The 22,340-nt window shown below is 70.3% G+C and carries 19 protein-coding genes; 4 read left to right on the top strand and 15 right to left on the bottom strand.

The window, feature by feature from the left end:
* Positions 1-12: 12 nt before the first annotated feature.
* Together EIZ45_RS38305 and EIZ45_RS38300 are read left to right on the top strand one after the other, a co-directional pair.
* Positions 13-438 (top strand): thioesterase family protein, encoded by a 426-nt coding sequence (locus tag EIZ45_RS38305; protein ID WP_134668433.1) that lies wholly within the window; start codon positions 13-15, stop codon positions 436-438.
* A gap of 8 nt (positions 439-446) precedes the next feature.
* Entirely contained in the window at positions 447-908 is a 462-nt protein-coding gene (locus EIZ45_RS38300) for a tRNA (cytidine(34)-2'-O)-methyltransferase (protein ID WP_134668511.1), read from the top strand.
* Between the two features lie 94 nt (positions 909-1,002).
* Here EIZ45_RS38300 and EIZ45_RS38295 read toward each other — a convergent pair whose 3' ends face one another.
* The 4 genes from EIZ45_RS38295 to EIZ45_RS38280 form a co-directional block, all read right to left on the bottom strand.
* Positions 1,003-1,983, bottom strand: a complete 981-nt coding sequence (locus tag EIZ45_RS38295; protein ID WP_009078098.1) for a VWA domain-containing protein — start codon at positions 1,981-1,983, stop codon at positions 1,003-1,005.
* A 37-nt stretch (positions 1,984-2,020) separates the two neighbouring features.
* A complete protein-coding gene (locus tag EIZ45_RS38290; protein ID WP_235146550.1) occupies positions 2,021-2,902 on the bottom strand; it encodes a DUF58 domain-containing protein in 882 nt (293 codons plus the stop codon).
* 76 nt (positions 2,903-2,978) lie between these two features.
* Complete coding sequence (locus tag EIZ45_RS38285; protein WP_037806526.1) at positions 2,979-4,043, bottom strand: MoxR family ATPase; 1,065 nt, start codon at positions 4,041-4,043, stop codon at positions 2,979-2,981.
* Positions 4,044-4,155: 112 nt separating this feature from the next.
* Positions 4,156-4,710 (bottom strand): molybdenum cofactor guanylyltransferase, encoded by a 555-nt coding sequence (locus EIZ45_RS38280; protein WP_134668431.1) that lies wholly within the window; start codon positions 4,708-4,710, stop codon positions 4,156-4,158.
* A gap of 66 nt (positions 4,711-4,776) precedes the next feature.
* Between EIZ45_RS38280 and EIZ45_RS38275 the strand changes: the two genes are divergently transcribed.
* Complete coding sequence (locus tag EIZ45_RS38275) at positions 4,777-5,571, top strand: GNAT family N-acetyltransferase (protein ID WP_134668429.1); 795 nt, start codon at positions 4,777-4,779, stop codon at positions 5,569-5,571.
* Here the strand turns inward: EIZ45_RS38275 and EIZ45_RS38270 are convergent.
* Positions 5,561-6,928, bottom strand: a complete 1,368-nt coding sequence (locus EIZ45_RS38270; RefSeq protein WP_167756679.1) for an NlpC/P60 family protein — start codon at positions 6,926-6,928, stop codon at positions 5,561-5,563. The genes EIZ45_RS38275 and EIZ45_RS38270 overlap by 11 nt on opposite strands.
* 362 nt (positions 6,929-7,290) lie before the next feature.
* Here EIZ45_RS38270 and acnA point away from each other — a divergent pair, with 362 nt between their 5' ends.
* Complete coding sequence (acnA, locus tag EIZ45_RS38265; protein ID WP_134668427.1) at positions 7,291-10,098, top strand: aconitate hydratase AcnA; 2,808 nt, start codon at positions 7,291-7,293, stop codon at positions 10,096-10,098.
* Between the two features lie 652 nt (positions 10,099-10,750).
* On the opposite strand, the gene EIZ45_RS38260 is transcribed toward acnA, so the two are convergent.
* The 10 genes from EIZ45_RS38260 to EIZ45_RS38215 form a co-directional block, all read right to left on the bottom strand.
* Positions 10,751-12,355: a phospholipase C gene (locus EIZ45_RS38260; RefSeq protein ID WP_134668425.1), complete on the bottom strand. Its 1,605-nt coding sequence runs from the start codon at positions 12,353-12,355 to the stop codon at positions 10,751-10,753.
* Between the two features lie 17 nt (positions 12,356-12,372).
* Complete coding sequence (locus tag EIZ45_RS38255) at positions 12,373-13,533, bottom strand: Dyp-type peroxidase (protein WP_134668422.1); 1,161 nt, start codon at positions 13,531-13,533, stop codon at positions 12,373-12,375.
* Positions 13,530-14,669: an EfeM/EfeO family lipoprotein gene (locus tag EIZ45_RS38250; RefSeq protein ID WP_134668420.1), complete on the bottom strand. Its 1,140-nt coding sequence runs from the start codon at positions 14,667-14,669 to the stop codon at positions 13,530-13,532. Before EIZ45_RS38250 ends, EIZ45_RS38255 begins: the two co-directional genes overlap by 4 nt.
* Positions 14,670-14,775: 106 nt before the next feature.
* The gene (locus EIZ45_RS38245; protein WP_167756678.1) at positions 14,776-16,404 is read right to left on the bottom strand and encodes an alpha/beta hydrolase; all 1,629 of its coding nucleotides are present in this window, start codon (positions 16,402-16,404) and stop codon (positions 14,776-14,778) included.
* 120 nt (positions 16,405-16,524) lie between these two features.
* Entirely contained in the window at positions 16,525-16,929 is a 405-nt protein-coding gene (locus EIZ45_RS38240) for an Imm7 family immunity protein (RefSeq protein WP_134668416.1), read from the bottom strand.
* 489 nt (positions 16,930-17,418) lie between these two features.
* Positions 17,419-17,889, bottom strand: a complete 471-nt coding sequence (locus EIZ45_RS38235) for a nitroreductase family deazaflavin-dependent oxidoreductase (RefSeq protein ID WP_134668414.1) — start codon at positions 17,887-17,889, stop codon at positions 17,419-17,421.
* Positions 17,882-18,853 carry an L-histidine N(alpha)-methyltransferase gene (gene egtD, locus EIZ45_RS38230; protein WP_134668411.1) on the bottom strand — a complete coding sequence of 324 codons (972 nt, stop codon included), beginning with the start codon at positions 18,851-18,853 and terminating at the stop codon, positions 17,882-17,884. Before egtD ends, EIZ45_RS38235 begins: the two co-directional genes overlap by 8 nt.
* On the bottom strand, positions 18,850-19,614 hold the full coding sequence (gene egtC, locus EIZ45_RS38225) for an ergothioneine biosynthesis protein EgtC (protein WP_134668409.1): 765 nt from the start codon (positions 19,612-19,614) through the stop codon (positions 18,850-18,852). Before egtC ends, egtD begins: the two co-directional genes overlap by 4 nt.
* Before the next feature lie 4 nt (positions 19,615-19,618).
* Positions 19,619-20,968, bottom strand: coding sequence for an ergothioneine biosynthesis protein EgtB (gene egtB, locus EIZ45_RS38220; RefSeq protein WP_134668407.1), 1,350 nt, complete (start codon positions 20,966-20,968; stop codon positions 19,619-19,621).
* A 62-nt stretch (positions 20,969-21,030) separates the two neighbouring features.
* Positions 21,031-22,293 carry a glutamate-cysteine ligase family protein gene (locus EIZ45_RS38215; RefSeq protein ID WP_043827006.1) on the bottom strand — a complete coding sequence of 421 codons (1,263 nt, stop codon included), beginning with the start codon at positions 22,291-22,293 and terminating at the stop codon, positions 21,031-21,033.
* Positions 22,294-22,340 lie beyond the last annotated feature (47 nt).

Raw genomic sequence — 22,340 nt, 5'->3', positions numbered from 1 at the left:
TAGATTGGTCGGGTGACCGAACGCCGCCCTCTCGTTGAAATGCCCCTGCGCGTGCGCTACCACGAATGCGACGCTCAGGGGATCGTCTTCAACGCGCATTACCTTGCCTACGCGGACATGGCGGCGTTCGAGGTGGAAAGAACCCTCTTCGGTTCGCACGACGCGCTGCTCGCCACCGGCGTCGACCTGGTGGTCGCCGAGTCGAATCTGCGGTATTTCGCGCCGTGCCGTTTCGACGACGAGCTCGTGGTGTCGGTCTATCTGGTGCACCTGGGCACCACGTCGATGCGGTTCGAGCTGGACATCCGCCGCGGCGACACGGTGACCACCGAGCTCCGGCTGCGATACGTGTTCGTCGACACCGAGAACTACCGCAAAGCGGAGCCGCCGCCGGAAGTGCGCGCGGCTTACGCGAAGTACCTACCCGAGGCGGCGTGAGGCATCCCGTGTTCCGAGTCTTGTTCTACTGCCCCGAAATCCCGCCCAACACCGGCAACGCGATCCGGCTCGCCGCGAACACCGGATGCGAGCTGCACCTGGTCGAACCGCTGGGGTTCACCTTGGAGGACAAGCAGCTCCGCCGCGCCGGGCTCGATTACCACGATCTCGCGCGGGTCCACGTGCATGCCGATCTGGCCGCGGCGTGGAAGGCGTTGCTGCCCGCGAAGGTGTATGCGTTCAGCGCCGGGGCGACCCGGCTCTACACGGAGGTTTCTTACGCGCCAGGGGATGTGCTGATGTTCGGGCCGGAGTCCGCCGGGCTGCCGGACGAGGTTCAGCGCGCCCCGGAGGTCACCGAACGGCTGCGGTTGCCGATGCTGCCCAACAACCGGTCGCTGAACCTGGCGAACACGACCGCGATCGCGGTGTACGAAGGCTGGCGGCAGAACGGTTTCGCCACGCCGTGAAGGCGGCTCACCCCAGAAACCGCGCGGCGGCGGCATGGTGTGGATCCGCGTGTCGCTTCCGGCCGGGACCGCTCCCCGCCGGAAGCGACCGGCGTCAAGGCAGTCTCTGGCCGAACACCAGGGCGGTCGCCGCCCCGGCCATGAGGATGATCGTCCCCAGCACCACCCACGGCTTGCTCGCGTCGGCGTTCTTCAGCTCGTACCCGATCTGCTCGCCCAGGTCGGCGTAGACGCGTTTCAGCTCGTCCGCGCTCGCCGCCTTGTAGAACTCTCCCCCGGACAGCCGGGCGATCTCGCGCAGGGATTCGTCGTCCACCCGGACGTCCTGCTGCTTGCCCTCGATGTCGACCGACCCGTGCTCGGTGCCGAACGAGATCGACGAGATCGGCATCTGCGCCTGCTTTGCCGCCTGCGCCGCGGTGTATGCGCCGCGCGGGGCGTACAGGTCCTCCGGCACCGTCTGCTTTCCGTCGCTCATCAGCACGATCCGTGCGGGCGGCGGACCGTCCGCGCCGCCGACCACCGCGGAGAAGCTCTGGATCGACTGCATCGCCGCGTAAATGCCCTCGCCGGTGGCGGTGGACTGGGCGAGCTTCAAGTTGTCGATCGCCTTCGTCACGCCTGCCCGGTCCGTGGTCGGGTTGACCAGCACGGTCGCGGTTCCGGCGAACGAGATCAGGCCCAGGTTGACGCCCGGGGTCATGTTCTGCGCGAACTGCTTCGCCGCGTCCTGCGCCGCCTTCAGCCGCGTCGGGGCGACGTCGGTGGCTTCCATCGACAGCGACACGTCGATCACCAGCATGACCGTCGCCCGGTTCCGCGGCACCTTCTGCTCCGCCGTCGGACCGGCCAGCGAGACCGTCAGGAACAGCAGCGACAGCACGATCAGCACCGCGGGCACGTGCCGGATCCAGCCCTGCGCCTTGGGCGCGACCTTCTCCAGCAGCTCCAGATTCGCGAACCGCATCACCCGGCGGCGCCGCTGCCGCTGCGACAGCACGTACGCGGCCGCCACCGCGGCGACCGCGATCAGCAGCAGGAACCACCACGGCGAACTGAATCCGGCGAGGCTCATGCCGTCGCCTCCTTACCGGTTGCCGCGTGCATCGTGGTCATGCGACGCCTCCCGACCAGCGGCGCTTGCGGGCGACCACGAACCGCACCATGTCCGCGATCCAGTCGGAATCGGTGCGCAGCACCAGATGCGCGGCCCCGGCCCGGCGCAGACCGGCCGCGACCGCCTGCCGGTGCGCATTCGCCGCCGCGCCGAACTCCTTGCGCAGCAACGCCGAAGCGTGCACCTCGCGCTGCCGTCCGGTCTCCGGGTCGGCCAGCACCACGGTGCCGACGTCCGGCAGGTCCACGTCGCGCGGGTCGACGATCTCGATCGCGATCAGCTCGTGCCTTCCGCCGAGCGCGCGCAACGGGCGCTCCCAGTCCATCGGGCCGAGGAAGTCGGAGATCACCACCGCCAGTCCGCGCCGCCGCGGCGGACGGCGCAGCTTTTCCAGCGCCTCGGCGAGGTCGCCGCGGACGCCTTCGGCGGCACGGGGCGTCTCGGCGAGCCGCCGGACCAGGCCGCGGGCGTGCGGAAGCCCGCCGCGCGCCGGGAGCCGGGTGATGCCTTCGCCGTTGGACACGAGCGCGCCGATCCGGTTTCCGCCGCCGCCGGTCAGATGCGCGACCGCGGCGGTCGCGCAGACGACCAGATCGCGCTTCTCGCACAGCGCGGTGCCGAAGTCGAGGCTCGCCGACATGTCCGCGACGACCCACGTCTCCAGCTCGCGGTCCGCGACCGTCTCGCGGATGTGCGGCGTCGTCGTGCGCGCGGTGACCGCCCAGTCCATCCGGCGCACGTCGTCGCCGGGCTGGTACGGCCGCGCCTCGCCGGGCTCGGAACCCGGCCCCGGGACGAGCCCGAGGTGGTTGCCCTGGAGCAGCCCGTCGAGGCGGCGGCGCACTTCGAGTTCGAGCGTGCGCAGTCCCGCTTCCATCCGGTCGCCGCGCAGGATCGGCGGGGCCCAGCCGGGCCGTCCGCCCGGTTCTTTCGAGGAGGTGCCAGCCACGCCGCTACCTGACGGGCGCGCCCGCCGGCACGGGGCCGGCGCCGCCCTGCGGCCGGGCCGAAACCTGCGGCAGCGGCACGGTCTGCAGCACGCGGGTGACGATGTGGTCCACCGGGACGCCGTCGGCCAGCGCGTCGTAGGACAGCACGAGGCGGTGCCGCAGCACGTCCGGCACGACGTCGACGACGTCCTGCGGGAGCACGTAGTCGCGGCCGCGCACGAGCGCCAGCGCCCGCGCCGCGGCGATGATGCCGAGGCTCGCGCGCGGCGAGGCGCCGTACGACACCCAGCCCGCGACGTCGGACAGCCCGTGGTCGTTCGGGGTGCGCGTGGTGAGCACCAGCCGCACGACGTAGTCGACCAGCGCGTGGTGCACGAACACCTGCGACGCGACGCCCTGCAGCCGCACCAGCTCCGCCGGGCTCAGCACCTCGTGCGGCTCCGGCGGCGTGACGCCCATCCGGTAGATGATCTCGCGCTCCTCCTCGGCGGAGGGGTACTCGACCAGGATCTTGAACAGGAACCGGTCGCGCTGGGCTTCCGGCAGCGGGTAGACGCCCTCGTTCTCGATCGGGTTCTGCGTGGCCAGCACGAGGAACGGATCGGGCATCGGGAAGGTCTTGCCGCCGATCGACACGTGCCGCTCGGCCATCACCTCGAGCATCGCCGACTGCACCTTCGCCGGGGCGCGGTTGATCTCGTCGGCGAGCACGAAGTTCGCGACGACCGGGCCCAGTTCGACGTCGAAGCGCTCGGCGCCCTGGCGGTAGATGCGCGTGCCGAGGATGTCGGCGGGCACCAGGTCGGGGGTGAACTGCACGCGGGAGAACGACCCGCCCACCACGCGCGCGAACGTCTCGACCGCGAGCGTCTTCGCGACCCCGGGCACGCCCTCGAGCAGCAGGTGCCCCTTCGCCAGCAGCCCGACGAGCATGCGCTCCACCAGCCGGTCCTGTCCGACGATGACGCGCTTCACCTCGAACACGGTGCGTTCCAGCAGCTGGGCGTCCCGCGCCGGGGTGCCGGGCTGCTGCCCGTTCGCTCCCTCGGCGAAGCCGGGCTCGGTCACTCTTCCTCCAGGGGTTTCCGCGTCTGCGTGCTCGCCCGCGACCCTACTGGGTCGAGAACTTCCCGCGACGGTAGCCAATCGCATCGCCGGTGTGACAGCTGTGAAGCCCCTGTCAGCGGTGCTTTTCCAGGTCCTCCGGCGTGTCGATGTCGTCGCTCTCGCCGGGCTCCGCGGCGACCTCGGCGATCCGCAGTCCGCCGAGCGTCCGGCGCAGCGACGCGTTTTCCGGACGCTCCGGCATCGCCTCGCGCAGAGCCGCCGTGCGCCAGGCGCTCACCAGCCATTGCCGCTCCCCCGCCGCGTCGACGAGCACCGCGCCGTCCGCGCTGACCACAGTGGACCGCAGCCGGTCCACTGTGGAGCGCCGGATGCCGGGGAGATCGGCGGCGAGCAGCACGACGATGTCCGCGTCGACCGCCTCAAGCCCGGCGGCCAGCGCCGCGACCGGCCCCGCGCCGGGAACGGCCTCGCGGGTCCAGACGACGGTGTCGTATCCCGGCCGCTGCGGACCGCACACGACGACCGGATCCGCTCCGGACAGCGCCTCGACCGCCCGGCCCAGCAAGGAGATCCCGCCGACCCGCAGCTCCGGCTTGTCCACTCCGGACAGGCGCCGCGCGGACCCGCCGGCCAGCACGATCCCGGCGAACCGGGCGCTCTCAGTCATGCACCCAGCGTGCCCGCCCCGGAAACCCGCGCGCGCTGCGGGGTCGTCCGGGTTAAATTCCCGGGCGTGCCCGACGCCGCGCGGCTGCTCGCCGCTTACGACCGCGAAGTCCGCCAAGCCGAACTGACCCAGGCCGAACCCGGGCAGCAGCTGACCGTCGACGGCCCGCTCGCGCGCCTCACCGGCGGCAGGCGCGGGTTTGTGTCCGGACCGCCCGACCTCGGCGTGACCGGCGGCGCGCTCGACGACCTGATCGCCCGCCAGCGCGCGTTCTTCGCCGCCCGCGGCGAGGAGTTCGAGTGGAAGACCCGCAGCCACGACCGTCCCGCGGAGCTGCCGGAGCGGTTGCTCGCGGCCGGATTCGTCCCGGAGGAAACCGAAACCGTCCTGATCGCGCCGCTGGACGCGGTCGCCGCCTCGGCTCCGCCGTCCACCGACGTGGTCGTGCGCGAAGCCGGCAGCAGCGACGACCTGCTGCGCATCGCGACGTTGTCGGCCTCGGTGTTCGGTCACGACGAAGCCGCTGTCGCCGCGGATCTGCTCGCCCGGGCCCGCGCCGACGCCGGGACCACCACGCATGTCGTGGCTGAAGCGGACGGCCGGTTCGTCGCAACGTCCCGGCTGGAACTGGTGCCCGGCACCGGATTCGCCGGACTCTGGGGCGGCGCGACGCTCCCGGAATGGCGCGGCCGAGGCCTCTACCGCGCTCTCGTCGCGCACCGGGTCGGCGCGGCCCGGGCTCGCGGGGTCGCCTATCTCCAGGTCGACGCGCTGCCCACGAGCCGTCCGATCCTCGAACGGCTCGGGTTCACCGCGGTGACCGAGACGACGCCCTACGTGTGGAGCCCGCTCAGCCGATGAGGCGTGTCGCGTACGGCATGATCCCGCCGTAGCGGACCGACGTCACGCGGACGTACGAACCCGACTGCGGGGCCTCGACCATCTGCCCGTTGCCCAGGTACAGCGCGACGTGGTGGATGCCGCCCGAGCCGCCCCAGAAGAGCATGTCGCCGCGGCGCATCTGCGACAGCGGGACCCGGCGGCCGGAGGTGTACTGGTAGCCGCTGAAGTGCGGCAGGCCCTGCACGCCGGCGAAGGCGTAGATCATCAGGCCGGAGCAGTCGAAGCCGATCTTGCGGTAGTCGCCGTACCGGTCGGCCACGCCGCCGTCGCGGATGCCGCGGGTCGGGCCGCTGCCGTTGCCGCCGCCCCACGCGTACGGCATGCCCACCTTGGACAGCGCCCGCGCGATCACGGCCTCGATCGAGCTGCCCGCCGCCGGGGACGGCCGGCCGCGGCTTCCGCCGCCGTCGTCGTTGTTCGCCGCGGCTGCCCGCAGGGCCGCCTGCCGGGCGCGCTCCTCGTCCTCGCGCTGCTTCTGCGCGAGCCAGTCCTGGTAGCGCTGGCGCTGCCCCTGCAGCCCGTTGACCTTCGCCTGCGCGGCGTACAGCTGCTGCTCGACGGCGTTCTTGTTGGCTTCCAGCTGCGTGTTCTGCGCGGCCTGGGCCTGCTGCGCGGACACGGCGGCGGACTGCGCGGCGTCCGCGGTGCCCTTCGCCCGGGTGGCCGCGTCCTGCTTCTGCTGCGCCAGCTCCAGCGCCTTGCGCGCGGCGGAGTCCTTGTTGGCCTTCTCCGTCTGCGCCTGCTGGAGCCGGTCCATCGCGTTGAGCCGCGAGCCGCCGATTGCGTTGAGCAGCTGGGCGCGGGCGAGGAGGTCCTTCGGGCTGTCCGAGGTCAGGTACGCCGAGACCGACCCGATCGTGCTGCCCTGCTCGAAGCTCGCGGCGGCGAACTTCTTCGCGTCCGCGCGGGCCTTCTCGATGGCACCGGCCGCCGCGTCCGCCTCCTGGCGCGCGGACTTCGCGTCGTTCTGCGCCTGGGTCGCCTCGTCCTGCGCGGTCTGCAGGTCGACCAGGGCCTTCATGGCCTGTTCCTGCTTCAGCTCGACGTTGTCCTGCAGCGCGCTGAGCTTCTGCTCGGCCTGCGCGAGCTGGTTGGTGAGCCTGCCGACCTCGCCGGCCTTCGCGTTCGCGTCGCCCTTGGCGGAGTCGATCGAGGAGTCGCTCGGATTCGGCGGCGGCGGGGGCACCGCGAGCCCGGTGCTCGTCGCGCCGAGCAGGGCCGCCAGAGTGACCGTCGCGATCGCCAGCCCGCGCCGGGCCCCGGCTCCGCGCACCAGCGCGCCCGCCGTCCCGGACTGTCCACGCCGGACCCTCACGCCCGCCACCTCCGCTCGCCCGCTGCCGTCCCGCGGGCACACCGCGTACCTCTGCAGTCACACCACTATCACAAGCCTCAGGAAGAACTTACACACCGCGGAGATCATTTCCCCTGTTCGGGGGACCTGGCGGGACCGCGTGTCCGGATGGCGCACGTCACTCCGCGTGTCGTCTTGAACGAAATACAGGACACGCGTACTGTTTGGGTCGAGAAGACGAGGTGTGCCCTCCCGGTTCCGGTTCTACGGTGGGGGTGCGCAAGACTCGCGCGGGTCGATCCCGACGACCCGGAGACCGACACCGAACTGACCCGGGAGGACACGCCGGCGGCGGCGTGGAATCCATGCCACTGGAGTTAGACGTGACTGCACCTAGCAAGGACAGCTTCGGCGCCAAGGACACCTTGCAGGTGGAAGAGAACTCGTACGAGATCTTCCGCCTGGACAAGGTCGAAGGCGCCGCCCGGCTGCCCTACAGCCTGAAGATCCTCCTCGAGAACCTGCTGCGCACCGAGGACGGCGCGAACATCACCGCCGACCACATCCGCGCGCTCGGCGGATGGGATCCGAACGCGGACCCGTCGATCGAGATCCAGTTCACGCCCGCCCGGGTGATCATGCAGGACTTCACCGGCGTGCCCTGCGTGGTCGACCTGGCCACCATGCGCGAGGCCGTGACCGCCCTCGGCGGCGACCCGGACAAGGTCAACCCGCTCGCGCCCGCCGAGATGGTCATCGACCACTCGGTGATCATCGACGTGTTCGGCCGCGCGGACGCCTTCGAGCGCAACGTGGAGATCGAGTACGAGCGCAACCGCGAGCGCTACCAGTTCCTGCGCTGGGGCCAGGGCGCCTTCGACGAGTTCAAGGTCGTCCCGCCGGGCACCGGCATCGTGCACCAGGTCAACATCGAGCACCTGGCGCGCACCGTCATGGCCCGCAACGGGCAGGCCTACCCCGACTCCTGCGTCGGCACCGACTCGCACACCACCATGGTCAACGGCCTCGGCGTGCTGGGCTGGGGCGTCGGCGGCATCGAGGCCGAGGCGGCCATGCTGGGCCAGCCGGTCTCCATGCTGATCCCGCGCGTCGTCGGCTTCAAGCTGACCGGCGAGATCCCGGCCGGCGTGACGGCGACCGACGTCGTGCTCACGATCACCGAGATGCTGCGCCGCCACGGCGTGGTCGGCAAGTTCGTCGAGTTCTACGGCGAGAGCGTCGCCCAGGTGCCGCTGGCCAACCGCGCCACCATCGGCAACATGAGCCCGGAGTTCGGCTCCACCGCGGCGATCTTCCCGATCGACGAGGAGACCGTCCGCTACCTCAAGCTCACCGGCCGTTCGGCCGAGCAGGTCGCGCTGGTCGAGGCGTACGCCAAGGAACAGGGCCTCTGGCACGACCCGTCGCACGAGGCGCAGTACTCCGAGTACCTCGAGCTGGACCTGTCGACGGTCGTCCCGTCGATCGCCGGCCCGAAGCGCCCGCAGGACCGCATCGAGCTGACCGACGCGAAGTCCTCGTTCCGCAAGTCGGTGCACGACTACGCCGAGGACGAGCAGCCGACCCCGCACACCAACGTCGACGAGACCGTCGAGGAGACCTTCCCGGCCTCCGACCCGGCCGCGCTGTCGTTCCAGGACGAGACCGCGGTGCCGGTGCAGTCCGCGGCGAACGGGGCCACCGGGCGCCCGACCAAGCCGGTCAAGGTGTCCACCGCCGACCGCGGCGAGTTCGTGCTCGACCACGGCGCCGTGGTGATCGCCTCGATCACCTCGTGCACCAACACCTCGAACCCGTCGGTCATGCTGGGCGCGGCGCTGCTCGCGCGCAACGCGGTCGACAAGGGCCTGTCGGTCAAGCCGTGGGTCAAGACGTCGATGGCGCCGGGTTCGCAGGTCGTCACCGACTACTACGACAAGGCCGGCCTCTGGCCGTACCTGGAGAAGCTGGGCTACCACCTGGTCGGCTACGGCTGCACCACGTGCATCGGCAACTCGGGCCCGCTGTCGGACGAGATCTCCGCCGCGATCCAGGAGAACGACCTCACCGCGGTCTCGGTGCTCTCGGGCAACCGGAACTTCGAGGGCCGGATCAACCCGGACGTCAAGATGAACTACCTGGCGTCCCCGCCGCTGGTCATCGCGTACGCGCTGGCCGGGACGATGGACTTCGACTTCGCGACCCAGCCGCTCGGCCAGGACAGCGACGGCAACGACGTGTTCCTGAAGGACATCTGGCCGTCGCCGCAGGAGATCCAGGAGACCATCGACTCCGCGATCACCCAGGAGATGTTCAAGAAGGACTACGCCGACGTGTTCGACGGCGGCGAGCGCTGGAAGTCGCTGCCGACGCCGACCGGCAAGACCTTCGAGTGGGAGGCCGAGTCCACCTACGTCCGGAAGCCCCCGTACTTCGACGGCATGACCGCCGAACCGGCCCCGGTGCAGGACATCTCCGGCGCCCGGGTGCTGGCGAAGCTGGGCGACTCGGTCACCACCGACCACATCTCCCCCGCCGGCGCGATCAAGCCCGGCACGCCGGCCGCGCAGTACCTGGTCGAGCACGGCATCGAGCGCAAGGACTTCAACTCCTACGGCTCGCGCCGCGGCAACCACGAGGTCATGATCCGCGGCACGTTCGCGAACATCCGGCTGCGCAACCAGCTGCTGGACGACGTGCAGGGCGGCTACACCCGCGACTTCACGCAGGAAGGCGCCCCGCAGGCGTTCATCTACGACGCGGCCCAGAACTACGCGGCGGCAGGCACCCCGCTGGTCGTCCTGGGCGGCAAGGAGTACGGCTCCGGTTCCTCGCGCGACTGGGCGGCCAAGGGCACCAGCCTGCTGGGCGTGCGCGCGGTGATCACCGAGTCGTTCGAGCGCATCCACCGCTCCAACCTGATCGGCATGGGCGTCATCCCGCTGCAGTTCCCGGAAGGAGAATCCGCGTCGTCGCTGAAGCTCGACGGCACCGAGACGTTCGACATCGAAGGCATCACGAAGCTGAACGAGGGCGAAACGCCCCGAACGGTCCACGTGACGGCCACGAAGGAAGACGGCTCAAAGGTCGAGTTCGACGCGGTCGTCCGCATCGACACCCCCGGCGAAGCGGACTACTACCGCAACGGCGGCATCCTGCAGTACGTGCTGCGGAAGATGACCCAGTCCTGACGGTCTGACTCCCAGGTTGCTGGCCCGCTCCGATCTTTCGGAGCGGGCCACACTTGTCTCCGGGCTTCGCCCGCTTCGCCCGCCGTGCGTGAGGGGAACCCTCATTGACTCTGATTCCCCCAGGGTTCCCCTCACGACCCGCCCGCCGGCCGTGAGGGCCTCCTTCACGGACTTGGATTCCCTCAAAGAGCCCTTCACGGACCACCCGGCCCCGGCCCCGGCTCCGCCCCGCCGCCGCGATGCGCCCCCAATGCGGCATTGGGTGCATCGCATGCCCCCAATGCGGCGTTCGGTGCGTCAGACGCACCCAATGCCACATTGGGGCGCTACCCCCACCCCAACCGACACCCGCATACCCCATCCCAACCACGCACCCACCCGCGCGCCCGAAAACCGCAGCCAATGCACCCAACGCATCAAGGCACCCAGCCCTAAAACCGCCGCCAATGCACCCAACAATCGAGGCACCCACACCACCCCCGCACCCCGATACGAAGCCAAAATGCGGTCCGGGGGTGCTTGTCAAGGCATCTTTCCCGCCTTGACAAGCACCCCCGGACCGTCATCACAATGGGCTTCGGGGTGCCCCACGCAACCAACGGGCGCAATGTCGCCGCCAGGCGACGAGCCGCCCAGCAACCGCAGCGCCCCCTTAACCAACCACCGCCCCAGTCCGAGGATCCAACTTCAACGACTTCGCCTTAGCATGCGAAAAATCGAACATCCCAGTCAGCGGAGCCGCCATCACATCAAACGACCCCCCGCCAATCCGCCCCAAATGCCAGTTGTCCTCAATAAACCGCAGCACCGAAGTCTGATCAGTCATAGTGTGATCAACATAATTAACCCTGCTGTAAGGCGAAATCACCAGCAACGGCAACCGAGGCCCATACCCGCACCGATCCGCGAACCCGCCCAGCTTAACCGGCTTCGAAGTACAAACCGAAGCATCCTGCGCCGAATCGTGCGACCCGTTCAGAATCTTCGGCGCAACATGGTCATACCACCCGTCCGAATCGTCATAAGCCAACACGATCGCCGTATTCTTCCACTGCGGCGAAGCCTGGATCCGATTGACCTCCTCAGCCACAAAGGCCTGCTCGTCCAACGGATCCGAATACCCAGCATGCCCGTCCTGATACTCCGGAGCCTTCAGAAAACTCACCGCAGGCATCGTCCCCGCAGCGAGCGCATCATTGAAGTCCCGGACGTCATACTGATGATTAGCCTGATCCTGCTGCCCCACCGCATGCAACGAGGACGGCGGAAGGTGCTTCCGATTAGCCGTCGACTGGTAGTACTGGAACGGCTCGTGATGCGGACTGTAGTCAACGGACGCCTGCCCACCCACGTTCGGATGCTTAGTCCCGCAAACGGCATACCCGTTAGCCTCGCCAGTAGGCCGGAACCCACCCTCGAACCAGCCCCACGTAACCCCTCGAGCATTCAGCAAATCCCCGACATTCCGCCCCTGAAACGCCCCGAGATTATCCTTAGCCGTGTGATTCTTGTCCGAACAGTCGTCAAACGCCGGATCCGGATCGGTAATCATCGTCCCGACCCCATGAGCATCCGGCGAAGCCGCAGTATGCGGATCAACCTTAGGCTCCCCGGTAACCGAATCCACCGGCTGCAACCCATGCGTCTGCCCCGACACGAGATTGATCGCCCCAGGACTCGACGGCCCGAACACAGTATTGAACGAGTTGTCATTCAACGAGTAATGCTGCGCATAATTCCACATCGCAGTAACAGTATTGCCGTCAAAGTAATTCATCACCAGCCCGGGCTCGCCGAACAACACAGGCTGCCCAGTGCACTTGTCCTTCTCGGTGTACTCGACGAACTTGTCCATCTTGCCGCCGTTGAACGCGGCCTGTTCCTTCTTGTAGTCATGCGCCTGGTCGCAGGTGAGCGCCTGGTCCGGGCTCAACCGCTTCGGATTGTAAGCGTTCGGGTTGTGCTGCAGCAGCTCCGGGGTGAGGCCGTTGACCTTCGGAGTGCCGGGCGCGGCGTGGAACGGAGTGCCGTTCTCGTTCGTCGCGTTCGGGTAGGTGCCGAAATAATGGTCGAAGGAGATGTTCTCGCCGAAGATCACCACGACGTGCTTGATCGGCGTCGACGTCGTGAACGTCTCGGCGGCGATCGCGTGCGCCGGGGCCGAGGTCGACGCCGAACTGCTCGCGCACGCCGCGGCCAGCGCCGCGGTCGCCGCCAGCGCGGCCGCCGCGGTGGCCCGCTTCCTGGTCCGCTTCACTGCAGAACTCCTTCCGCTCAGCCCAGCACTGCCCGGCCGTAGTGGTCGGCCGGATCCGTCACGCCCGGGAACAGGTGGAAATACCCGCCCCCGAACGGCGAGACGTAGTCGGTGAGCGGCTCGCCGGCGAGCCGCTTCTGCACGGCCTCGAACTGCTGCTCGAGATCGCGCTGGTAACAGGTGAAGACGAGGCCCATGTCGAGGTTGCCGTTGAAGTCCACGCCGCGGTCGTAATTGACCGCGCGGCGCAGGATCCGCTGTCCGTCCGTCTGCGGCGTGCGCGGGTTCGCGAGCCTGATGTGGCTGGTCAGCGGGATGACCGTGCCGATCGGGTCGTCGGCGTAGCGCGGCGCGTCCTGCTCGGCCGCGCCGTCGAGCGGGGCGCCGGTGTCGCGGCGGCGGCCGATCATGTTCTCCTGCTCCGACAGCGACACCCGGTCCCAGAACTCGACCAGCATCCGGATCAGCCGGATCACCTGGTAGCTGCCGCCGTCCTCGGTCCACACCAGACTGTCCGCTTCGGACGGTCCGGGATTCGCGGTGCCGTCCTTGAATCCGAGCAGGTTGCGCGGGGTCCCGGACGGGCGCGGCGGCGAGCTGAACCCGTCGATCTTCCAGCGCAGTTGCATCCCGCCCCGGGTCGCGCGGGCGATGTCGCGCAGCGCGTGCAGCACGGTGTCCGGTTCGGCGGCGTTGAGCACCAGGGACAGATCGCCGTGGCACCACTGCGGATCGAGCGCGTCGTCCGGGAACATCGGCATCTGCTTGAGCTTCGGCGGTTTGCGCGCGGCGAGCCCGTACCGGTCGTCGAACAGCGACGCGCCCGCGCCGACCAGCACGGACAACTGTCCTTTCGGGACTTCCGGACCGAGCACGCCGGAGTCCGCGGGCGGTCCGGTGATCCCGACGGACGCGGGCGCACCGCCACCGGTGAGGAAACGCGCGCGGTCGGTCAATTCCTTGAGCAGGGCGGTGAGTTCGGTGCGATTCTCGGCGACGACGTCGAACGCGGCGACGACCGAATGTCTCGCCGGTTCCGCCAGCACGGCTGTCTGATGTGGACCGTGGAACGGCGCCGCTCCCCCGGCGGCCGTCGCGCTTCCGGACAGGCCGACCAGACCCGCGCCCGCCCCGGCCGCTGCCGCTCCGCGCAGGAACGCGCGCCGTCCCAGGCTCACGAGACCCTCCTCGGCTCCGCGATCGCCGCGACCGGGGCCAGGCGTTCGGTCAGCTCCGAAACGTCGGCGTTGATCCGCTGCCGCTGCTTCCGGTCGAGAGCGGAGAGCGGTTTCCCGGCGACCGCTTGGAGATCGTGGTCGGTGCGGGCGATCCAGGCGTCGAGATCCTTCAAGCCGGGGAACCTCGTCGTCAGCAGCGGACGCAGCACGTCGAGCACCGCACGGGTCCCAGCGAGGTTCGCGCGGGCGGTCGCCAGGGTGGAGCCGCTGCCGTAGTCGGTGCGGCCGGTCAGCTCGAACTGGAGGGTGTTCTCCATGATCTCGTGCGCGCGCAGGCCGAGATCGTTCTGGTCGATCTGGGCGTCGGCGAACGACGTGCGCAGCTTCTGGACCGCCTGGTCGAGCTGATCGGCGATCGGGCTCAGCGCGGGCATCGCCTCGTTGTGCCACAAGCCGTTCTCGAGGCGATGGAAGCCGGTGAAGCCCGGATCGGCGGCACCGCCCGGCAACCCGGCGGTGGTGCCGTTGATCGCCCCGTCCGAGTCTCCGAAGGCGTCGTAAGCGGCGCCGAGCCGTTCGTAGGTGAGGTGCGCGGTGAGCCAAGCCTGTTGCGCCGCACCGCGATTGCCCGAGCGAACGGCTTGCGCCAGCGCCGCGGTCTGGCCGGTGAGCGTGCCGAGGCCGTCGGCGACGTAGGCGTGGTACTGCTTGAGCGGGCCGAGCAAATCCGCGTTGGTCACCGGTACCACTGCCGGGCCCGGGCGGTCCGCGCCGCCGGTGACCTGCACGGTCGGGCCGACGAAGGGCGTGCCGTCCTCGGGGGCGCAGCGCAGGGCGTACGCGCCGTTGCCGAAGTTCACCGGCAACGCGCGCGTCGTGCCGGGGCCGACGCCTTCCAGTTCCCCGAAGACCGTCCCGGTGGCCGGGTCGACGAGTTCGATCTCCATCGTGACGGCGGCGTTGTTGCGGACCTGCAGGGTCTGCGGCCCGGCCGGCGGCGCGGTCCAGCCGTCGCCGCAGGCCGAGCGCGAAACCTCGACCGGGCCGGGCTGGGCGGGCGAGCCGGAACACCCGGCGAGCGCCGCGGTCCCGGCAAGGACCGCGGCCGCGCCGAACCCGCCCGCCCAGCGCCGCACGTCAACCCCCCTCAGGTGAACTTCTGGCGGACACTTTCACCGATCCGCCGGGCGCTGACAAGAGGGTTGTGCCGATATGCCCGATTCCGGGCCGAAGATCAACCGATCAGCCCTTCGCGGGCGTCGTGAACGGCTGCTGGTCCGGCTGGAACACCTGGCCGGCGGCGGGCACCTTCAGGTCGATCAGGTACGCGGCGGTCGCGTCGTCCACGCCGCGCGCCTTGCCGAGGATGCAGTGGCCGAACGCGTCGACCGACAGCAGCCGCGAGTTGCCCAGTTCCTCGGCCATCCGCTGGCCGAAGCGGTACCGGGTGGCCGGGTCGTAGAAGTTGCTCACCACCAGCACCGGCGTCGCGGTGTTCGCGCGCCACGGCCCGCGGTACGGGTCGGACGTCTTCGCGGCGGGCCACACCGGGCACGCGGCGATGTCGGAGAACACCTGGTAGCGGCCGAAAGTCGGCGATTCCCGGTCCGCCTTGGCCGCGATGCCCGGCACCTGCTCCTGCCGGATCCGCATCGGCTTGTCCGCGCAGTTCACCGCGAAGTAGGAGTCGTCGCCGGTGTACGGGCTGTCCGGGGCGAGGTCGAGCAGACCGCCGCGACCCGCGGACAGGGTGCCCTTCCGCGCGGACTGCGCCTGCAGCGACGGGTGCAGCACCGAGTACGCCTGCTGCAAGCCCTCCGCCAGCTCACCGAACGAGGCGGGCGAATACAGCGAGCTCGACACCGCGCCGGTCAACGCGCCGAGGTCGATCTTCGTGCCGTCGGGCAGCGTGATCGGGTCGGTGCGCACGTGCTCGCGCAGCTCGTCGAACTTCGCGCGCGGGTCGCCCGCGCTGAACGCGCATTTGTCGCCGGCCTGGGCGCAGCGGTCGAGGAAACCGGCGAGCGCGATTTCGAAGCCCTGCGCCCGCGCGAGGTCGTAGGTGACGCCATCGTTGGTGCGCAGCTGCGGGTCGACGTTCCCGTCGATCACGATCGCCCGCGTCTGCTTCGGGAACATCGCCGCGTAGGTGGAGCCGACGAGCGTGCCGTAGGAGAACCCGGTGTAGGTCAGCTGCTTGTCGCCGACGGCGGCGCGCAACTGGTCGAGGTCGCGCACGACGTCGCGGGTGGACATGTGGTCGAGCAGCGCGCCCGCGTTGCGGCGGCAGAACTGGCCGTAGTCGCGGTACGCGGCGAGCGTGCCGGAGATTTCCTTGCGCGACAACGGAACCGGGACCATCTCGTTCTGCACGTCCGCGGCGTCCTCGGCGGTGGTGAAGCAGCGCAGCGGATTGCTGGCCCCGACGCCGCGCGGGTCGAACCCGACGAGGTCGAAGCGGTCCAGCACCTGCGGGCGGAAGTAGCGGTCGCCCGCGATCGGCATCCGCAGCCCGGACCCGCCCGGACCGCCCGGGTTGAGGAACAGCGACCCGATCCGCTGCCCGGGGACCCTGGCGGCGCGCTTCATCAGCGCGATGTCGATGCTGCCGAGCGACGCGTCGTCGTGGTCGACCGGCACGCGGTAACGCGAGCAGCTGTACAGCTCCACCTGGTCTTCCGGGACCCCGCGCAACTGGTCTTTGGTGCAGTCCTCCCACCTGACCGGCGCGGTGCGCGCGATCTCCGCGGGTGTGGCCTGCTGCGCCGCCGGGCTGGCGGGCACCGCGACGGCAGTGCCCGCCAGCCCGGTCAGCGCGGTCGCGATCGCCGCGACCAGCGCTCCGGCTCGTGCTCTTTTCGCTCCGCGCACGTGGAATCTCCCCTGGTTGCGCACCCGTCTGATTACGGGGCGTCACCGAGACTGGCACAATCCGGCCAAGCCGGGCACCGGCCAAAAGGAGGAACTGCGGATTCGGGCGAGCGGCCCGGTTCAGGGATCCTCGATGACAGGCTGGATCGGCGAGAGGAACGGGTCCAGCCGGAGACTCAGTTCCCCGCGCGCCATGACCCGGACCCGGAACCCGTTCTGCCCGGGCGCGTCGGTAGCCTCCTCGTCTCGTTCGTACAGGAGCCCGTGCGACCCGGGAAGCAGCCGGGCGACGTACTCCAGGAATCCGATCACCTCGGGTATTTCCGTCCCGCGGTGGTTGGGAGCCCCGTCCACCCTCAGGACGTAGATGCCGTTGAAGATCTTCATCGTCACTTCGCTGGTTCCGAAGTCGGTGCCGGCGATCCGCGCCCGGACCTCTTCGACCAGCTCGTCGAACTTCTCCTCGCCCCACTCCGGCTCGGCCGGGGATTCCCACAGCTCGAACCAGCCGTGCACCACATACATTCAGATCTCCGAGATAGGTCCGATTTTGACAACAGGCTCGATACCGTACTGCTGCCAGCGGCTGCCGCGGCGATCCTCGCCAGCGACCACGTGCAGCTGATCAGCGGCGACGGCCACATTCTCTACAGACCCTGCCCCGCGCCCGAAACTGTCGGTCTGACCATCGTCCGCTCCACCGACCGGATCGGCTCGGCGGGCAACGGCAAACTCTGCTTCGAGGTCACCGGGTCCGCCGGGCAGCTGACCCGACGGTGGACGTCAACCCCAACGCCGACACCCAGATCGGGATCGCGACCACCCCGCCCGGAGACGCGACAGCCTTGCTCCGCTTGGACGCATCGCGCTGATCCGCGGTCGGCGACGATTTCCAGCAACCGGCCACGCGCACTCTCTCGCGCATTGCCTCCCCGCGGGGGCCAAGCACGCTCACGGCTGGTTTCGCAAACCCGTGCGGAGCCCAGCAGCTCGATTCCGCTCACCGCTCGATCGTCAGCAGCGGGTCAGCACGAATACTGGCAGCTCCCGCCCCGCCGTGGCGCGTTCCATTTCGTAGCCCGGCCAGAATTCGAGCAGTTCCGCCCACATCCGGTCGTACTCCGCGCCTTCCAGTTCCCGCGCCTTGACCTCGATCTCGCGGCCGCGCAGCGCGACCGTCGCCTTCGGGTTGTCGCGGAGGTTGTGCGTCCACGCCGGGTTCTTCGGACGGCCCCAGTTGGAGCCGGTGAGCACGAACTCGCTGCCGTGGGGGTAGTACAGCAAGTTCGTGCTCCGCGGGAGGCCGCTGCGCCGTCCGGTGGTGGTGAGGCGCAGCGACGGCAGTCCGGCCAGGCCGACCAGGCTGATCCGGCCGCCGAACCACCGGTGCAGCTGCCGGTCGGTCGCGATGATGGCGCGCGAGGCGCCCATCAGCCGGCGCTGGGTGCCGAGCTTGCGGGCAAGTGCCGCGAGAGGGTTACGCACGCACTGATCTTGCCAAACTCACCCCGAACCGCTGCTGTGAGTCTGTCCACCATCGCTCGAGCGCGAACCCGGCGGCGTTCAGTTCCGCTTCTACGCCGTCGGGGCGGAACTTCGCGGACACCTCGGTGCGGATGTGCTCGCCCTCGGCGAACGGCACGATCAGGTCCGCGCCGGGGATGCGCACCTCCGTCCGGCACCGGGCGCGCAGCCGCATTTCGATCCACTCGCGGTCGGCGTTCCAGTGGGCGACGTGGTCGAACTCGTCCGGGTCGAAGTCCGCGCCCAGTTCGGCGTTGATCACGCGCAGCACGTTGCGGTTGAACGCCGCGGTGACGCCCGCCGCGTCGTCGTAGGCCCGTTCCAGCGTTTCCCGGTCCTTCACCAGGTCGGTGCCGAGCAGCAGCCACTCCCCCTCGCCGAGCACGTCGCGCACCGAGTGCAGGAACTCGGCCCGCTCGTCGGGCAGGAAGTTGCCGATCGTGCCGCCGAGGAAGGCGACGACCCGCGGCGCGGTGCCGGGCAGCAGCTGCAGATGCTGGGTGAAGTCGCCGACCACCCCGCGCACCTCGAGCTTCGGGTAGTCCGCCGTGATCGCGGCGGCGGCCTCGGCGAGCGCGGTTTCCGACACGTCCATCGGCACGAACGCCTCCAGCGTGCCGTGCGCGGTGAGCGCGTCCAGCAGCAGCCGGGTCTTCTCGCTCGACCCCGACCCCAGCTCGACGAGCGTGTGCGCGCCGGTGCGTTCGGCGACCTCGGCCGCCCGTGCCGCGAGCACCTCGCGCTCGCTGCGGGTCGGGTAGTACTCCGGCAGCGCGGTGATCTTCTCGAACAGCTTGCTGCCTTCGGCGTCGTAGAACCACTTGGGCGGCAACCACTTCTGGTCGGCCGTGAGCCCCTCGCGCACGTCCGCGCGCAGTTCGGCGGTCACGTCGCGGCGATGGCTCTCCAGGTCCGCTTCGGTCATCGGGCGGTGCTCCGTTCCAGGGTCAGGGGAAGGACGTCGACGCCGGCCGCGGTGACGCGCACGGCGTGGTGGTCGGGCACGGCGGTCCAGGCCGGGTCCGGATCGCACGGCTCGGACGCCAGCACCACGCCGGTTTCGGTGCGGCGCACGGACAACGCGTGCGTCCAGGCGGTGCCGACGAGCAGTTCGCCGTCGGTGAGCAGCAGGTTCAGCCGGGAGCCCGGGGCGACCGCCTCGACCTCCCGCACGAGGCCGGTCACCGCTTCGAGCGGCTCCTCCCCCGCGCGCAGCCGGGCACGCAGCAACGCCCACAGCAGTGCGGAATCCGTCGGCGCTTCGAGCGTGAACAACTCGGTCACGTCCAGTCGCCCGGCCAGCCCGCGCATCGAACCGGGCCAGCCGCGCACCACGCCGTTGTGGCTGAACAGCCAGCGGCCCTCGGCGAACGGCGCGGCGGCCGCTTCGGTGACCGGCATTCCGGTGGTGCCGTTGCGCACCGCCGCGACGAACGCGCGAGTGCGCACCGACGCGGCCAGCGCGGGCAGCGTCTGGTCGGTCCACAGCGGTTCGCGGCGGCGGTAGCGCTGCGGCGGCGCACCCGGCTCCGGGTACCAGCCGAGGCCGAAGCCGTCGGCGTTCACCGAACCGCCGCCGCGCATGTCGAGCGGCGCGTACGACTGCACGAGCAGCGCGTGCGGCGCGGCGAACATCAGCTCCGCCGGGGACACCGGCGCGCCGAGATAGGCGAGATGACGGCACATCCGGCTAGCCTGCCTCGCCCGGGCGCGGATCGCGCGCGCACCGGAAACCGGAGAAGATCTGCCGCCGGATCGGGTAGTCCCAGTTGCGGAACGTGCCCCGGATCGCCGCCGCGTCGGTGCCGAACGACCCGCCGCGCAGGATCTTGTACTCCGGTCCGAAGAACACCTCGGAGTACTCCCGGTACGGGAACGCCGCGAAGCCCGGGTAGCCGTGGAAATCGGTGCTCGTCCACTCCCACACGTCGCCGATCAACTGGTGCACGCCCAGCGGCGACGCACCGGCCGGATACGCGCCCGCCTCGGCCGCGCGCAGGTGGCGCTGTCCGAGGTTGGCGTGCTCGGCGGTCGGTTCCTCGTCGCCCCACGGGAATCGCCGCGACCGTCCGCTCTCCGGATCGTGCCGGGCGGCCTTCTCCCACTCCGCCTCGGTGGGCAGCCGCTTGCCCGCCCAGCGCGCGTACGCCTCCGCCTCGTAATACGAAACGTGCACGACCGGCTCGTTCTCCGGGACGCGCTCGCGCAGGCCGAAACGAGTGCGCCACCAGCCGTCGGGTTCGCGGCGCCAGAACCGGGGCGCGGTGATGTCGTGCTCCTGCCGCCAGGCCCAGCCGGGCTCGCTCCAGAACCGCTGGTCGCGGTATCCGCCGGATTCCAGGAACTCGACGTACGCCCCGCAGGTGACCGGCGTGGTGTCGAGGACGAAGGCGGGCACGTCGACCTCGTGCGCCGGGCGCTCGTTGTCCAGCGCCCACGGTTCGGCGGTGGTGCCCATGGTGAACCGGCCGCCGGGCACGAGCACCTCGGCGGGCAGCTTCCGGGCGGGCGCGCGCGGCGGCTCCGGGGCGTGCAGCACCGGTTCGCCCTTGCGCAGCTGGTGGGTGGCCAGCATGGTCTCGTCGTGCTGCTGTTCGTGCTGGGTGATCATGCCGAACGCGAACGCGCTCTCGGTGAGCCGCCTGCCTTCCAGCGGGGCGGTTTCCAAAACGTCGAACGCCTTTTCGCGAACTTCCTTCACGTACGCCCGGGCCTCGGCCGGACCGAGCAGCGGCAGCGCCGGCCGGTCCGCGCGGGCGTGCTGGAAGGCGTCGTACAGGTCGTCGATGTCCGGCCGCAGCGGCTCCCGGCCGCCGACGTCGCGGACCAGCCACAGTTCTTCCTGGCTGCCGATGTGCGCGAGGTCCCACACGAGCGGCGACATCAGCTTCGAATGCTGCCGCGCGAGGTCCTCGTCGTCGACCGCGTCGGTGAGGGCCACGCTGCGCTCGCGCGCCCGGGTGAGGGCCGCGGCCGCGTGCGCCCGCAGGTCTTGCGGGCTCAGCTCCAGCAACGGGTTCTGTTCGGGGATGGTGCTCATGGCTCCTGACTCCTCGAGTCCGGTTCGCCGGGCTCCCCGCCCGGCGGTGTTCTCGGTCCTGCTCATCGGTCCTGGCGCGGGACCCCGGCGGCCCGCGTCCGCAGCCCGGCGGCCAGCCGGGCGACGGTGTCGTCCGGAAGCCCGGTGGCGGGCAGCTCGGCCACGCCCAGTTCCACCAGCTCCCTGGCGACCGCCGCCAGCTGCGCGTCGGCCATCCCGCACCGGGCGGCGTCGGCCCAGCGGCCGGCCGCGGGCGCGCACACCTCGCGTACTTTGTCCACAGTGGACTGATTCGCCAGCAGCGCGGTGACCAGCGCGACCGGCGGCAGCCATTCCCCCGGCGGCTGCCCGTCCAGGTACCTCAGCTCGAGGTAGCCCTGCGGCCGCACCGGGGTGAACATCGTGGTGAGGTGGTAGTCGAGGTCCGCGGCCGTCGGGCGGCGCAGCACGGTGGCCGCGCCCCGGCCGCCGATCCACTCGGCGAAGGTCAGCCCCTCCGGCGCGTCCCACGGCCGTTCGCCGCGCGGGAACACCATCAGCGGCGTGTCCATCATCCGGCGGGCCCATTCGCGCGCCGGGTCTTCCCCGGGTTCGGGCGACTGGGTGCGGACCGGTTCGGTTTCCATGACCGCGAGCCAGCGCGCCGACGCGAATCCGGTGTCGGTTCCGGCGTGCACGCGGGAATTCGCGAACAGGGCCAGCAGCGGCGGGCCCATCGCGTGCGCGGCCGCCCAGCGCGCGGCGACCTCGTGGGCTTCGCCCGCGTCGACGCAGATCTGCAGCCCCGCGGTACTGCACATCATGGTGATGCCGCCCGCCCCGATCGGGGCGAACCGGCGTTCCATGGCGGCGTAGCGGGGCGTGCGCAGAACGCGCCGGGGCGGACGGTGTTCGTCGATGCCCGCGGCCCCGAGTTCGAGGCCGTGGCGGGCGAGAAGACCGGCGAGATGAGCGAGATCGGCCTCCACAGCCGCGTGCAGGGCACGCAGCGAGGCCTGCGGCGGAGCGGAGATCTCCACCTGGCAGCCCGGTTCCAGGCTCACCGGCGCGCCGGCCGGGAGCGGGATCGCGGGACTGTCGGGGCGCAGCGTCCGCGGGGTGTGCGGGCCGAGTGCCGTCGCGAGGACATCGGGGTCGAGCGGGCGGACCGGGTCGCCGGAATGGTGCACGGTGAACTCCAGTTCCACCCCGAGCAGTCTCGGCGGGCCGTGCTTGAAACACACCGACGCGACGTACCGCTCCCCCTCCGCGCGGTCAGCGAGCACCCGCGCGGTCCGGTTCGCCGCACTCCCGGATCTGTCCGGAAAGTCGTGCACTGCAGTCATCTGTCGCCGTCCCCATCAGGAGGTCCGCGGGGCCGGACCTCGTCGCT

The organism is Amycolatopsis sp. CFH S0740, from assembly GCF_004522315.1.
Classification (GTDB): domain Bacteria; phylum Actinomycetota; class Actinomycetes; order Mycobacteriales; family Pseudonocardiaceae; genus Amycolatopsis; species Amycolatopsis nivea.
This window is presented reverse-complemented; position numbering and strand designations above follow the sequence as displayed.